13 protein-coding genes are annotated in these 14,628 nt (G+C 67.1%); 5 read left to right on the top strand and 8 right to left on the bottom strand.

Going from position 1 to position 14,628, the window contains the following annotated elements:
- The first annotated feature begins 17 nt into the window (after positions 1-17).
- Positions 18-1,208, top strand: a complete 1,191-nt coding sequence (locus E8M01_RS07345; RefSeq protein WP_170181817.1) for an ROK family transcriptional regulator — start codon at positions 18-20, stop codon at positions 1,206-1,208.
- Positions 1,209-1,519: 311 nt separating this feature from the next.
- Here E8M01_RS07345 and E8M01_RS07340 read toward each other — a convergent pair whose 3' ends face one another.
- Positions 1,520-2,710 (bottom strand): extracellular solute-binding protein, encoded by a 1,191-nt coding sequence (locus E8M01_RS07340; RefSeq protein ID WP_136959533.1) that lies wholly within the window; start codon positions 2,708-2,710, stop codon positions 1,520-1,522.
- A gap of 111 nt (positions 2,711-2,821) precedes the next feature.
- Between E8M01_RS07340 and E8M01_RS07335 the strand changes: the two genes are divergently transcribed.
- Positions 2,822-3,991, top strand: a complete 1,170-nt coding sequence (locus E8M01_RS07335; protein WP_136959532.1) for an AGE family epimerase/isomerase — start codon at positions 2,822-2,824, stop codon at positions 3,989-3,991.
- Between the two features lie 31 nt (positions 3,992-4,022).
- Here E8M01_RS07335 and uxuA read toward each other — a convergent pair whose 3' ends face one another.
- Both uxuA and E8M01_RS07325 read right to left on the bottom strand, forming a co-directional pair.
- On the bottom strand, positions 4,023-5,204 hold the full coding sequence (gene uxuA, locus E8M01_RS07330; protein ID WP_136959531.1) for a mannonate dehydratase: 1,182 nt from the start codon (positions 5,202-5,204) through the stop codon (positions 4,023-4,025).
- 32 nt (positions 5,205-5,236) lie between these two features.
- On the bottom strand, positions 5,237-5,932 hold the full coding sequence (locus tag E8M01_RS07325; RefSeq protein ID WP_246088779.1) for a GntR family transcriptional regulator: 696 nt from the start codon (positions 5,930-5,932) through the stop codon (positions 5,237-5,239).
- A 485-nt stretch (positions 5,933-6,417) separates the two neighbouring features.
- Between E8M01_RS07325 and E8M01_RS07320 the strand changes: the two genes are divergently transcribed.
- From E8M01_RS07320 to E8M01_RS07310, 3 genes are read left to right on the top strand one after another with little or no spacing between them, the layout of a single operon-like run.
- Positions 6,418-7,485 carry an ABC transporter ATP-binding protein gene (locus E8M01_RS07320; protein WP_136959530.1) on the top strand — a complete coding sequence of 356 codons (1,068 nt, stop codon included), beginning with the start codon at positions 6,418-6,420 and terminating at the stop codon, positions 7,483-7,485.
- A gap of 8 nt (positions 7,486-7,493) precedes the next feature.
- Positions 7,494-8,390, top strand: coding sequence for an ABC transporter permease (locus E8M01_RS07315; RefSeq protein ID WP_136959529.1), 897 nt, complete (start codon positions 7,494-7,496; stop codon positions 8,388-8,390).
- Between the two features lie 4 nt (positions 8,391-8,394).
- Positions 8,395-9,237 (top strand): ABC transporter permease, encoded by an 843-nt coding sequence (locus E8M01_RS07310; protein WP_136959528.1) that lies wholly within the window; start codon positions 8,395-8,397, stop codon positions 9,235-9,237.
- Positions 9,238-9,561: 324 nt separating this feature from the next.
- On the opposite strand, the gene E8M01_RS07305 is transcribed toward E8M01_RS07310, so the two are convergent.
- The 5 genes from E8M01_RS07305 to E8M01_RS07285 form a co-directional block, all read right to left on the bottom strand.
- A complete protein-coding gene (locus tag E8M01_RS07305) occupies positions 9,562-9,960 on the bottom strand; it encodes an MmcQ/YjbR family DNA-binding protein (protein WP_136959527.1) in 399 nt (132 codons plus the stop codon).
- Positions 9,960-11,234, bottom strand: a complete 1,275-nt coding sequence (pepT, locus tag E8M01_RS07300; protein WP_136959526.1) for a peptidase T — start codon at positions 11,232-11,234, stop codon at positions 9,960-9,962. The genes E8M01_RS07305 and pepT overlap by 1 nt, the downstream gene beginning before the upstream one ends.
- 151 nt (positions 11,235-11,385) lie before the next feature.
- Complete coding sequence (locus tag E8M01_RS07295; RefSeq protein ID WP_136959525.1) at positions 11,386-12,402, bottom strand: Gfo/Idh/MocA family protein; 1,017 nt, start codon at positions 12,400-12,402, stop codon at positions 11,386-11,388.
- 10 nt (positions 12,403-12,412) lie between these two features.
- Entirely contained in the window at positions 12,413-13,429 is a 1,017-nt protein-coding gene (locus E8M01_RS07290; protein ID WP_136959524.1) for a Gfo/Idh/MocA family protein, read from the bottom strand.
- Positions 13,430-13,437: 8 nt separating this feature from the next.
- On the bottom strand, positions 13,438-14,625 hold the full coding sequence (locus E8M01_RS07285) for an extracellular solute-binding protein (protein ID WP_136959523.1): 1,188 nt from the start codon (positions 14,623-14,625) through the stop codon (positions 13,438-13,440).
- Positions 14,626-14,628: the final 3 nt, after the last annotated feature.

Below are 14,628 nucleotides of genomic sequence, written 5' to 3'. Positions count from 1 at the left end.
AGCAGGACGACAGAGCATTGGTCATTGCAACGATCGCCGACATGCCGTTTGCCGGCGCCCATGAGCGCGACTGCGCCAGGGCCTTCACGCTGGTGGCGCGCGGCGCCGCACGGTCGCGCGCCGAGATCGGCGAGCAGCTCGGGCTTCGCTCGACCACGACCTCACGGGTGGTCGGCGATCTCGTGGCGCGCCGCCTGGTTCTGGAAAGTGCCGGCGAAAAGGCCGGGCGCGGCCGGCCGGCGGGGCTCCTGACGGCCAATTCGCGGCGCATCGGCGCGTCGGTCCTTCATGTCGCCAGCCGGTCGCTCGCCGGTGCGCTGGTCGACCTGAACGGCCAGGTGATCGAGCAGCGCTTCGCCGAGATCGCGCCGGATGCCGACAACGCGGTCATCGCCAAGGCCATGGCAGCGCTTGCCTCGGGGCTTGCCGATGCCATGCCGCGCGGCATGGAGCATGCCGGCACGGCGGTGTCGCTCTCCGGCCTGCTCGACCTCAAGCAGAAGACCTGGCTGATGTCGTCGCGCTGGCCAAGCATGCGCGGCCTCGACGTCCAATCGGTCCTGGCGCCGATCACGCCGCCGGTGGAGGTCTGCCGCAATCTCGATGCCGAGCTCAGGGCGCGCGCGATGCAGCGGCCGGCCGAGCATGCCGGCGGCGCGCTGCTGCTGCACTGGGGCTGGGGCGTCGGGCTCGCTTATGCTGTCGACGGCCAGTCCTTTGCGCCGGCCGGCGGGTCGTTCGGCGAGATCGGCCATTGGCGCTTCCAGACCTTGGCCGGGCGAGCCTGCGGCTGCGGCAATACCGCCTGTCTGGAAACCGGCGCGGCGCTCTGGGCGCTGATGCCGCGGCTCCGGCAGGACTGGCCGGAGCTCAGCGAGGACGAGGCGGCGCTGCAGGCGCAATTGCCGGATTGCGACCTGATGAGCCTTGCCGAGATCGACACGGCGGCGCGGCTCGTGGCGCGTGCGCTCGCCAATGTCTGCCGGCTGCTGTTTCCCGCGCGCATCACGGTCACCGGTCCGCTGGTCGCCAATGCGCGGCTCTGGGCGCATTTCGACGCCTTGTTCCGCGCCGAAGGCGTGATGCAGGGAATGGCCATGCCGCAGCTCGGCAATGACCGGGCGAGCCAGCATTACGAGATCTATGGCGCGGCCCAGCCGCTGCTGAGCCGGGCGGTGGAACGGGCGTTGTCGGCGACAAGGGGGTGAAGGGGCAACGAACCCTCTCCCTTTGGGCTACCGGATTCACACATCTCGACAATCCATGTCTTGGCGCGGTGTTTCTCGCTTCGTCATGGCCGTGCTTGTCACGGCCATCCACGTCCTCCCCGGTCAAGGCAATGCGTGGATGGCCGGCACAAGGCCGGCCATGACGAAAAAGGACGGCGCATGCGCTATCCGTGGTTCTCGTGCGAAGCCTTCAGAGGTGGCGAATTCAGGCCCCTTTGAGAGATGTGTGAATGTCGTAGCCCTTTGGGAGGGGGTCGGTTCGGCGCGAGCGCCAGCGCGGAGGTTACCCATCACGCTCGCTTGGAGCCGACCTCTTCGTCCCAGCGACGGAAGGCGAGCACCATTTTGTCCGGGTTGATCGGCGTCTCCACCGGCACTTCGGCGATCAGCTTGTCATATTCCGGCCGGCCGAATTCGCGGATCGCCGCCTGGCTTTCCGGCGGCGCCATCGACAAGGGCACGTCCTTGACCGCCGGGCCGGGATAAAAATAGCCCTCGTCATAGGTATAGGCCTGCTGAGCCGGGCTCAGCACCCATTTGATCAGCTCGAGCAGGACGGCGAGCTTGTCGTCGCCAACGCCCTTGGGCACGAACATGAACTGGGCATCCGACACCCAGTGGAAACCTTTCAGCGTCTGGATCCGCGCGGCCTTCGGCACGATGCCCAGCACGCGCGGATTGATGTCCCAGCCGGTGGTCGTGACGATGATGTCGCGCGAGCCTTCGCCGAGCTCCTTCATGGTCGCGCCGGTGCCGCCGGGATAATATTCGATATAGCGGCCGAGTTCCTTCAGATAGGCCCAGGTCTTGCTCCAGCCATTGACCGGGTCCTTCGGATCGCTGTCGCCGAGAATATAAGGCAGGCCCATCATGAAGGTGCGGCCGGGACCGGAATTGGCCGGCCGGGCATAGAGGAAGCGATTGGGATTGGCCTTGGCCCAGGCGAGCAGTTCCTCGGCGCTGGTCGGCGGCGTCCTGACCCGTTCGGGCAGATATTCGAGCAGCGGTCCCGAGGGGTAATAGACCATGCACATGCCGAAACCCTGGCCGAGATTGTGATTGTCCAGCGCGCCCTTGAGATAGATGTCCTCAGGCTTGGGCAGCACCGAGGCATAGGTCGGCAAGAGCGGCACCCAGAGCTGCTGGTCGATGCCGGCGGAGAGCACGTCCATGCCGCCGAGCACGAGATCGAGATCGACCCGCCTGGCGTCCTGCATCGCCTTGATCTTGCCAGGCAGTTCGGGGGCGGGCGCCTTGGTGAAGGTCATCCGCGAGACCAGGTTCGGCTTGGCCGCGCGGAAATTGTCGAGCGGCTTCTGCACCAGCGCCAGCGCGCCGCCGACATCGATGACATTGAGTGTGATGGGCGAGCGCGGCAGCGCCGGCCCTTGCGCTCGGGCGCCGGTGGCGCCGAGCGCCGCGGCTCCCGCGATACCACCCAGAACCAGGCGGCGCGACAGATCGTGATCGAAGGTGTCCATGGCGTGGTTTCCTTATCCCAGAGCGGAAGCTTGGCGCTTCCTCGTTGACCTGCCCGCGGGCAGAATTGCAGTTTCGATGGCGTGGCTTTCGGCCAGGGGCGGAGTGACGCGGTGACGGATCGAAAGAGCGGCGGCGCGGCGGGGGTGCCGACCGACATCAGGGCCTGGCTGACCCAGGTGCTGGTGCCGGCCTGGGCGGCGGCGGTTGCCGATCCGCGCCGGCCGGGCTTCGTCGAGCTGATGCGGCCGGGTTTCACGCCTGTCCTGACCGAGCGGCGGACGACCCTGGTGACCGCGCGGCTGATCTATGTGTTCAGCCATGGCCATTACCTCGATCCGGCCGGCCCCGGGCTTGCCGCCGCGCGCCACGGCCTGGACTTCCTGCTCGGCGCCTGCCGCGGCCCGGACGGCCGGTTCCGCCATGCCGTCACGGCCGCCGGCGAGGTTATCGACGGACGCTCCGATCTCTACGATCTCGCCTTCGTGCTGTTCGGGCTCGGCTGGTATGCCCGCGCCTCGGGTGATCTTTCGGTGCTGAGGGTTGCCGACGATGTCGCCGGTTTCATCGAGGCGAACCTCGCCCATGCGGCGGGCGGTTTCGCCGAGGATACGCTTCAGACCCTGCCGCGCCGGCAGAACCCGCATATGCACCTGCTCGAGGCTTTCCTGCTTTTGGCCGAGGTCGCGCCGGAGAGCCCCTGGCTCGGCCGGGCGACCGGCATGGTCGATTTGCTGCGCGCGCATCTTTTCGACGCCGAGACCGGCTCGCTCGGCGAATTCTTCACCGACGACTGGCGGCCGGCGGAGGGCCCGAGCGGCGCGATCCGCGAGCCCGGCCACCATTTCGAATGGTGCTGGCTCATCCACCACTACGCCCGCCTCGGCGGCGATGCGAGCGTGCTCGCCATGGCCGACAGGCTGTTCGCTTTCGGCCGGGCCCATGGCCTGGCAGCGGCCGATCCCGTCGGCGCCGCCTTCGATGAAATCGATCGTTCCGGCCAGGTGATCAAGCCGTCCAAGCGGCTCTGGCCGCAGACGGAACTGTTGAAAGCGCTGACCGCGCGCCTGGAATTCGGCCGTGACGATCAGGCCGGAGCGGCGATCGACCAGGTGCTGGCGCTGATCTTCCGGCATTATGTCGAGGCCGGCAGCGGCCGCTGGCTGAACCAGCTGGATGCGGCGGGACAGCCGGTCAGCGCCGATGTTCCGGTCCGGGTGCTCTATCACCTTGTCTTTGCGCTGGCCGAACTGGCGCGCGTCCGGCCCGAGGCCGGCGCCTGAACGGCTCCGGCCCCTGTCGGGTCGAACCGCGTCAGAGCGCGCCCAGCGCATAAAGAATGCCGCGCAGTTCGGCGAGGCCGCGCAGACGGCCGATCGCCGGATAGCCCGGGCTTACCTGTTTGGTCAGATCATCCAGCATGCGATGACCGTGGTCGGGGCGGAAGATGATGGTCTCGCCGGCTGCCCGCTTGCGGTCCTCGGCGACCAGCTCGCGCAGCACCGCGAGCATGTCGACATCGCCTTCGAGATGGGCCGATTCGTGGAAGCTGCGGCCGTCGCCCTCGCGCTTGGTGGCGCGCAAATGGGCGAAATGGATGCGCGAGGCGAAACGCCGGGCGATGGCGGGCAGGTCGTTGTCGGCGCGCACGCCAAGGCTGCCGGTGCAATAACACATGCCGTTGGCGGGTGAGGGCACGGCATCGAACAGGGCGGCATAGTCGTTGGCGGTGGAGGCGACGCGCGGCAGGCCGAACAGCGAGCGCGGCGGGTCGTCCGGGTGCAAGGTGAGCTTGACGCCAAGCGCTTCCGCCGCCGGCGTGACGGCTTGAAGGAAGCCGACCAGATGCGCGCGCAGCTTCGCCGCATCGATACCGGCATAGGCGCGCAGCCGGTCGCGGAAGGCCGGAATGGTCAGCGGTTCGGTGGTGGAGCCGGGCAGCGCGCTGGCGATATTGGTGGTGAGTTCGGCGATCTCGGCGTCGCTCATCGCCGCATGGACGGCGCGGGCGCGCTCCTTGTCGGCCACCGAATAGTCTTGGTCCGCGCCGTCGCGCGCCAGGATGAACAGGTCGAAGGCGGCGAAGCGGTCCTGGTCGAAGCGCATGGCGGTGGCGCCGGTCGGGATGACATGGTCGAGGTCGGTGCGCGTCCAGTCCACCACCGGCATGAAATTGTAGCAGATGACCTGGATGCCGGCGCCGGCGACCGCCTCCATGCTGGCGATCCAGGCCTCGATCTCGCTCCGGGCGGCGGCGCCCTGGCGCTTGACCGCGTCGGGGATCGGGATGCTCTCGACCACCGACCAGGTCAGGGGCGAGCGTCCCGGCGGGGTGGTCTCGATCAAGGCCAGGTGGTCGGTGACCTCGGCCAAGGTCCAGGCGCGTCCGATCGGCACATGGTGAAGCGACGAGACCACGTCGGTCGCGCCGGCCTGGCGCACCGCGTCGAGCGGCACATTGGCGTGCGGGCCATACCATCTCCACCCCTGCCGCATCCTGTTGGCTCTCCTTGAGGTCTGTTCGGCGTTCAGACGAAACTGTCGGGGAAGGTGCTGCGCAGCTTCTCGGTATCGGGAATGACCGCGCTCAGGTGCTTGTGCATGGCGGCGCGCGCCGCCGTGACGTCATGGGCGGCGATGGCGTCACGGATCAGGGCATGTTCGCTGAGCACGAATTCCATGCGGCCGAGCGCCGGCAAGGTCAGCCGGCGGCAGCGATCGATCTGGACCTTGGCGGGTTTCAGATAGGTCCAGATGCCGGGATGGCCCGATATCGCCGCGATCGTCTCGTGGAAGGCCTCGTCAGCCTCGTGGAAGGCGTTGAGGTCCTGCCGGTCGCTGAAAAATTTCTGGCGGGCCAGAATATCGTCGAGCCGCGCCATGTCCTCCGGCGTCGCCGAAGCGGCGGCGCGCGACACGGTCGCATCTTCCAGCGCCTGGCGAATGATCACCGCCTCGGGGATCAGCCCGACCGGGATACGTGCGACGAAGGTGCCGGATTGCGGGAAGATGTCGACAAGGCCGTCCTCGACCAGGCGGATCAGCGCCTCGCGCACCGGCGTGCGGCTGACGCCGAAACGTTCGGTCAGCATCTTTTCGTTCAGCGCGGTTCCAGGCGTCAGTTGCATCGAGACGATCGCGGCGTGAAGGTCACGGTAGATCGCGGTGGCGGTCGTGGTTCGCTTGATCGCCGGGCTGCGCTGCTGGGCGGATACCGGTCGCAGCGACGGGCTCGCCGACGCGGGTGCCGCGCCGGCCTTCTCACCCGGTTTTTCAAACAGGCCCACGCGCTTGCTCCCGCCTTCAGCATTGTTGGAATACTAATATATTGTTTCTCGAGGCGCGCCAAGCTACCAAGCTATCTCCGGATTGGAGGAGGCCCGTCCTGGCAGGGCGTCCCGGGTTGCAATGAGCCACTGATAGATTAGTATATCAATAAGGGATGCGATCCGAAATCAGCAAGGACCTGGTCAACAGGGTCTGCCGGATCGCCCTTCGCAAGGTTTGAGGAAACGCATGGGAATGCCGACGGGACAGGCCGACGGAGCATCGAAGGCCGGCGCGGCAGGGCCTTGGCCATGGCTGGCCGGTGGCCACAGCGCGACCTCGCCGGTGCGGCCGATCCGGCCCGGCGCACGGCGGGCCTCCGGTCGCGGCGGCGTCGCGTTCCGTCATCATCATTGGACCCGAGAACAGGACACGCCTTGAGATGTTGCTTGCCTCGTCCCCCTTCAAGGAAATCCGGCTGGATCGCGTCAGCCGCGCCTTCGGCAACGTCAACGCCTTGCGCGACGTCTCGCTGTCGATCGCCAAGGGTGAGTTCATCGCGCTGCTCGGGCCATCGGGCTGCGGCAAGTCGACCGCGCTCAATTGCATTGCCGGGCTGCTGGCGACCACCGCCGGCGGTATCTATGTCGACAGCAGGCGCATCGACCAGCTGAAGCCGGAAGATCGCGGCTTCGGCATGGTGTTCCAGAATTATGCGCTGTTCCCGCATATGACGGTGCGCCAGAATATCGGCTTCGGCCTGAAGATGCGGCGCACCCCCAGGACCGAGATCGACAAGCGGGTCGAAGAGGCGCTCGGCCTGGTCCGGCTGGAGACGCAGGGCCACAAGCTGCCGGGCCAATTGTCGGGCGGCCAGCAGCAGCGCGTGGCGATTGCCCGGGCCATCGTCATCGAGCCGCCTTTGGTGCTGATGGACGAACCCTTGTCCAATCTCGACGCCAAGCTGCGGCTGGAAATGCGCGCCGAAATCCGCCGCATCCACAACCAGCTCGGCGCCACCACCATCTATGTCACCCACGACCAGGACGAGGCCTTGTCGCTGGCCGACCGGGTGGTGGTGCTGCGCGACGGTGCGATCCGCCAGGTCGGCGCGCCGCCCGAGCTCTACGAGAGCCCCGACCATCTCGACGTTGCGGAGTTCATGGGCTTCCGCAACCGACTGACCGGCAAGGTCACGGCGCGCGAGGGTTCGTTTGCGACGATCGCGGTCGGCGGCACCACGCTGTCGGGCCGCTTGCGGGCGGATCTTGCCGTCGGCGCCGACGCTGTTATCGCGGCCCGGCCGGACGACGTCGCCGGGGGGCCCGGCGGCGCCAATTCGATCGGCGCCACCGTCGAGACGATCGAATATCGCGGCCGCGAATTCGTCGGCACGGCGCGCACCGCCGATGGCCTGGAACTGATCTTCCACGCGCCCAGCCGCGCCGCTCTCGGCAGCGCCATTTCGCTCACGGTCGATCCCGGCCGTGCCCTCGTCTTTGCCGCGTGAGGCCGGTCATGGCTGACACAGACCTCGCCGCCGGCCCCGGATTCCGCCAGCGCCTGGCGCTGCGTGGCATCGACGGCATCACCTTGCTGATCCTGCCGGCCGTGCTCTTCGTGCTGGCGATCTTCGTCTATCCGTTTCTCTACGGCCTGATGCTGTCATTCACGCCGCGCGAGGGCGGCATGCTGGCCAATTACCAGAAGTTCTTCGCCGATCCGTTCCTCTACGACACGATCTGGACGACGCTGAAGCTCGCCCTGCCGGTGACCATCATCAGCCTGGTGCTGGCCGTGCCGATCGCCTTCCGCGTCAGGCTGATGTATCGCCAGCGCCTGTTGACCACCATCCTGGTGCTGCCGGTGACGCTCGGCACGGTGCTGGTGGCCGAAGGGCTGCTCAACTATCTCGGCCCCCAGGGCTGGTTCAGCCGCACGCTGATGCTCATCGGCGCGATCGACCGGCCGGTGAAGCTGACCAACAATTATTGGGGCGTCTTCGCCTCGCTGATCATTACCGGCTTCCCCTTCACCTTCCTGCTCACCCTGTCCTATGTCACCGGCATCGACCCGGCGCTGGAACAGGCGGCCGCCACTCATGGCGCCAAGAGCTGGCAAAGGTTCCGTTTTGTCCTGCTGCCGCTGCTGATCCCGGGGCTGGCCATCGCCTTCTGCCTGTCCTTCGTCCAGGCCTTCGCGGTGTTTCCCTCGGCCGTGCTGCTCGGCGCGCCGGCCGGGCCGACGCGGGTCATCTCGATCGCGGCTTATCAGGCGGCCTTCGAGCAATATGACTACGCCATGGCCTCGGCCATCGCGATGATCATGGCGGTGGTCCAGCTGGCGATCGTCATTGGCGTGCTGGGCCTGCGCGGCCTGTTCTATCGCGGCGCGACCGCCGGCGGGAAAGGCTGAAGCGATGATCCGCGATACCACTGTCGGAGCCAAGCTCTGGATCACCGCCATCTGGGTGATCGTCGGCTTCTTCGTGCTCAACCTGTTCGCCATGATCGCCACCGTCGTGTTGTCCTCCTTCGGCACGCGCTGGCTCGGCACCTGGCTGCCGGCGGCCTTCACCACGCGCTGGTATTTCGCCGCCTGGGCCGAATTCCAGCTCTATGACGTGCTGATCGTCACGCTGCAGATCGCCTTCACCGTGGTGGCGATCTCAGGGCTGCTCGGCGTGCCCGCCGCCTATGCGCTCGCCCGCCGCGAGTTTCCCGGCAAGAAGGCGGTGATGCTGCTGTTCCTGCTGCCGCTGCTGGTGCCGCCGATCACCTTCGGCATACCGCTCGCGACCGTGCTCTATCAGGCCGGCGTCGGCGGCACGTTCTGGGGTGTCGTGCTCGCCAACCTGGTGCCGACCGTGCCCTTCGTCATTCTGGTGATGATCCCGTTCATCGAGCAGATCGACCCGAAGGTCGAAGCCGCCGCCCGGGTGTTCGGCGCCGACACGTTTCGGCTGTTCCTGCATGTGCTGCTGCCGATGCTGCTGCCCGGCATCCTGGCGGCCCTGCTCCTGGTGCTGGTGCGCACCATCGCCATGTTCGAATTGACCTTCCTGACCTCGGGCCCGACCAGCCAGACGCTCGTCGTGGCGCTCTATTATTCGGTCTTCGCCTCGGGCGTGCGCGCCGTGCAGTCGATCGACGCCATGGCGGTGGTCTATATGGTCACGACACTGATCTGGCTGTTGATCGCGCTGCGTTTCGTCAACCCGACCCAGATCGTCGCGCGGGCAAAACAGCAGCAGACGACCTGAAGGGGTCGACGCATTTCGCTAAGACAAAAGCCTCGGCGAGTGATCTCGCCGAGGCTTTTTCATGGGCTGATGTTCCGATTCGAGAGCAGGACGTTTTGAGGGCGAGGCATTGGAACCGTATTGCAATTCGGTCTACCGTCCTTCGAGGCTCGCTGCGCTCGCGCCTCAGGATGAGGATCGTAGAGAATTGCAGGGGCGGCGGCGCAGAGTGCACGCCTTGCTTCGCGCTTCATGAGCAAGGCTGATGCAATACACTTCCCCACCTCATCCTGAGGTGCGAGCGTAGCGAGCCTCGAAGGACGGCAAACCGCAGTGCAGCATTGGTCAGTCTCGCTTGCGTCGAGACGTCGGCCGGGCTGATGGAACCGTCTCCGGGGCGTCAAAGCCGAGTTCGGCTCGCAACTTCCTGGGCAGCGCGCGCGCCACCATGGCGTGGGCGTGGCGCAGATAGTCGGCCAGCGCGTCGTCGGGCAAGCCGGGTTCGGCATATTGCTGCAGCCATTTCAGGCCGCGCGAGGCGAGATAGGGGGCCGGCCGCAAGCCTGGATGGTCCTGCAGCAGTTGATAGGTCATGTCGCTGACCTTGAAGGTGATCGCGCCGGCGGGCACCGCCAAGGCGAAGACCTTGCCGCCGACCTTCCAGACATGGGAACCGCCCCATTGGATGACGCGGGTCGTCGCGGGAAGCGACCCGCACAAGAGATCGAATTCTTCGCGGGTCATCAGCGATCATCCCGCGGTACGCGGCTGACCGCACGATCCGGAGCGCCGCCTGGCTCGGCGGCCAGCACGCAGATCTTGCGTGCCACCTGCCACGACTTCTCGAAGGCGGGCACGGGCAGGAACTCGAAACGCGAGTGGAAATTATAGGCCCCGGTAAAGAAGTTCGGCGTCGGCAGGCCCCGGGCGGAGAGGGCCGCGCCGTCGGTGCCGCCACGCATGGGCAGCTGCTTGGGCTGGATGTCGAGCGCCGCCAGCGCGGCGAACAACAGGTCGACGGAACGACGGTCGTCGCCCAGGCTGTCGAGAATATTGCCGTAGGTGTCGGTGATCCGGCAGTCGACACGGCCGGTCGGATAACGCGCCGCGATCGCCGCCGCCGCCGCCGCGAGCCGCTGCTTGCGCTGTTCGAACCGCGTCTTGTCGAAATCGCGGATCATGACCTTCAGGCGCGCCTCGCCGGCATTGGCCGTCATGTCGGTGAACCAGACATAGCCCTCGCGCCCCTCGGTGCGCTCCGGCGTCTCGGCACGGTCGAACATGGCGACGAGATCGAGCGCCATCAGCAAAGGGTTGACCAGGACATCCTTGGCCGACATCGGGTGGGCGCTGACGCCGGTGAAGACGATCTCGGCGCCCGCGGCGTTGAAGTTCTCGATCACCACTTCGCCCAGCTCGCAGCAGTCGATCGTATAGGCGAAATCGGCGTCGAAACGGGCGAGGTCGAGGGCCTTGGCGCCACGCAGCCCGATCTCCTCGTCTGGAACGAAGGCGACCAGGATGTCGCCATGGGCATCCTCGGGGCCGAGATCCGCCACGAGCGTCATGATCGCCGCGATCGCGGCCTTGTTGTCGGCACCGAGCACGCTGGTGCCGTCGCCGACGATTATATCGGCGCCGAGCCAGGGCAGGATCTCCGGATGTTCCGCCACGCGCAGCCAGATGTCCTGTTGCCGATTGAGGCAGAGATCGCGACCCTCGAACCGCAGGAGCTGCGGCCGGATCACCGGGGAGAGGCCCGAATCGACCGTGTCGAGATGCGCGATGAAGCCGATCTTCGGCGCGCCGGGCCGGTTGCCTCGCTTCAGCGCGGTGACGGTCGCGTGGTCGTCGACGACCACCTTGTCGAGGCCGAGGCCGCGCAATTCGTCGGCAAGCAGGCCTGCCAGCCGCTGCTGGCCGGGCGTGCTCGGCAGCGACGGCGATTTGGCGTCGCTCTGGCTCTCGATCGCCAGATAGCGGAAGAACCGCTCGATCAACTGCTCGCGAGTACTCATGCCGGCTCCGTTCGATCGGCCGGTCCGCGGCGTCGGTCATGATCGCTGCGAACTGGCTCTGCGAACGTTCTACCCGAAACGATGGCGCCGCCAAGACAAGGGCGGCGGGGTGTCCGCCAGCCGTCCAAGTGCCCCGGGCCGCCCTTGCCGATCAGATCGGCTGGCTGCAGCTCGGATCGGCGCGGATGATGTCGGCGATCAGTTGCTGGGTCGCCAGCGCCTCTTCGCCGGTCACGACGGGATCGCGTCCGCCGGCGATCGCATCCAGGAAGTCGGCGATCAGCGCGCGATGGGCGTCGTGGGGGAAATCCATGATCGCGGCACCGCCGCCGGAATTGCCCTCGGGCGCGATGGTCTCGTTGCGGCCGTCGAGAGTGCCGACGGTCAGGCCGCCGCCGGCGAGCGTGGCGGTGCCGGCCGAACCGATGATCTGCATGGTCTCGGCGGAGCCCGGATAAGCCGAGGTCGTCGCGACGAGCGAGGCCGGCGCGCCGCCCCTGAGCGTCATCAGCGCGGTGACGTGGTCTTCCGCCTCCATCCGGTGCAGGCTGGTGCACCGGACCTGCGAGGCGACCACCTTGTCGATGCCGAGCAGCGAACGGAACAGGTCGAGGGCGTGGATCGCCTGCGACATCAAGACGCCGCCGCCGTCGCGGGCGAAGGTGCCGCGGCCCTCGGCGTCGTAATAGCTCTGCGGCCGCCACCAGGGCACGGTCAGCGAGGCCGCTTCGATCGTGCCGAGACCGCCTTCGGCCAGGATGTCGCGCAGGCGCAGGCTCGCCGGGCGGAAGCGGTGCTGCAGCACGACACCGAGCCGGCGGCCCGAACGGCGGCCGCTCGCGACGATCGCCTCGGCGCGCGCCAGCGTGGTGTCGAGCGGCTTTTCCAGGAGCACGTGCTTGCCGGCGGCAAAACAGGCTTCCGCCACGCTGCCATGGGCATTGGCGGGGGTCAGCACCAGCACGGCCTGGACGGCGGGATCGGCCAGCGCCCGGGCCATGTCGGTGGTCACGGGAAAGGGGAACTGTCCGGCGAAAGCGCGGATGCGCTCTTCACTGCGGCTCACCGCCCAGCGCACGTCGACGCGGTCGGCAAGGTCGATCAGGCTTTTGGCGTGGGGCAGCGATGCCGGCCCAAGGCCTATGACGGCGATACCGGTCCTGGTCATGCAATCATCCTCAGTTCGGCCGGGCGTTCAACACGGTCGCCTTCGCCTGGGCCTCCAGCGCCACGCGGCTGACGGTGAAGACGTGAGACTGCGGCATGGCGGTCTCGGTACGGTCGCGGCAGTCGGCCAGGAAGCGGCGGAAATAGGTGACCGGTTCTTGCGACGCGTCGATATGGCGGGTGCCGTGGCGGTCGACCAGGAAGACATGGTCGGTGCCCGGCCGTCCCGCGATATCGACATATTTGCGCAGCTCGATGGTGCCTTCGGTGCCGAGGATGACCAGCCGGCCGTCGCCCCAGGTCGGCAAGCCGTCGGCGGTGAACCAGTCGACCCTGACATAACCGGTGGCGTGGTCGCTGCGCAGCAGTATTTCGCCGAAATCCTGGAAGTGGGCCAAGTCGGGCGCGCCGAAATGGCCAATGGCGCTCGATGCGATCGTCGCGTCGTCCGAGCCGGTGAAGATCAGGAACTGGTCGATCTGGTGTGAGGCGATATCGACCAGGATGCCGCCGAACCGGGCGGCGTCGAAAAACCAGGAGGGGCGGATCGCCCGGTTCAGCCGATGCGGCCCGAGACCGAGCGTCTGCACCACCCGGCCGATCGCGCCACCGTCGATCAGTTTGCCGGCGACCGAGGTCGCCGGCACGATGAAACGTTCGGAAAAGCAGATCGAAAAGATCCGGCCGGTTTCGGCCGCCACGCGCCGCACCATGTCCAGTTGCTCCGATGTGGTGATGCCCGGCTTGTCGGTCATCACATCCTTGCCGTGGCGCATGGCGGCCACCGCGATGCCGGCCCGCTCGGCCGGGATCGCGGCGGTGATGATCAGGCCAATCGAGGGGTCCTCGAGAAAGACCCGGCGGTCGGCGACCTCGGCGAGGCCGGGGAAGCGCTCGCGCACCCCGTCCAGCACTTTCGGATCGGACGTCCCGGGATCGAAGCCGGCGCAGGTCGCGCCAGCGTCGATCAGCCCGGAGATCATGTGGTAGATATGGCGGTGATCGATCCCGATGACGGCGAAACGCATGGCCCGGTTCAGCCCCGCCGTTTGGCGCCGCCGACCTCGCGGTCCCATTTCTCGAAAGCCGCGACCAGGGCCGCGGGCTTCAGCGGCACTTCGACCGGATATTTGGCGATCAGCGCGTCATATTCCGGGCGGCCGAACTCGGCGAGCACCGCGCGGCTCTCGGCAGGCGCCGCGCTCAGCGGCACGTTCTTCACCGCCGGGCCGGGATAGAAATAACCCTTGTCATAGGTATAGGCCTGTTGCTCGGGTTTCAGCATGAAGCTCATCAGGCGCAGCAGAGCCGCCACCTTGGGCGTCGGCACGCCCTTGGGGATGCACATGAACTGGGTGTCGGGCACCCAGTGCGTGCCATCCAGCGCGAAGGTCTTGACCTCGGCCGGCACGACGCCGAGCGCGCGCGGGTTGATGTCCCAGCCGAAGGTCGAGACGATCATGTCGCGCGAGCCCTCGGCAAGCTCCTTCATGGTGACGGTGGTGCCCGGCGGGTAATATTCGATGCCCTTGTCGAGCTCCTTCAGGTAGGCCCAGGTCTTGTCCCAGCCGTTGATCGGATCGGCTGGATCCTTGTCGCCGAGGATGTGAGGCATGGCCATCAGGAAGGTCCAGCCGGGGCCGGAATTGACCGGCCGGGCGTAACAGAAGCGGCCCGGATTGGCCTTGACCCAGGCGAGCAGCTCCGCGGCGTTTTTCGGCACGACCTTGACGCGGTCGGGGGCATATTCGAACAGCGGACCGGACGGCGAATAGACCACCGCGACGCCGGCGGTCTGGCCGAAGTTGCGCTGCATCATCAGCGCGCTGTCATGGTAGATGTCTTCGGGCTTCGGCAGCTCCTCGGCATAGTCTTTCCAGACCTCGATCCAGAGGCCCTGGGTGATGCCGTCGGACATGGCGCCAGGGCCGGTCAGCACCAGGTCGATGTCGACCGCATTGGCCTGCTGCTGGGCCTTCAGCTTGGCCGGCAGCTCGGGCGAGGGTGCGCGCGAAAAGATCAGGCGCGAGACGATCCGGGGGTTTTCGCGGGCGAATTTTTCGAGCGCCGCCTGGGTCAGCTGCAGGTTGCCGGCGACGTCGACGATGTTCAGCGTCACCGGGGTCGAGGCCAGCGGCAGGCTGGCCGCCAGCGCCTCGGCCGCGGGAAAAGTCATGGTTCCGGCCATGCCGGCGAGCGCCTGGCGCCGCGTGATCCCAAACATTGT

This window comes from Phreatobacter stygius (assembly GCF_005144885.1).
GTDB classification, from domain to species: Bacteria; Pseudomonadota; Alphaproteobacteria; order Rhizobiales; family Phreatobacteraceae; genus Phreatobacter; species Phreatobacter stygius.
This window is presented reverse-complemented; position numbering and strand designations above follow the sequence as displayed.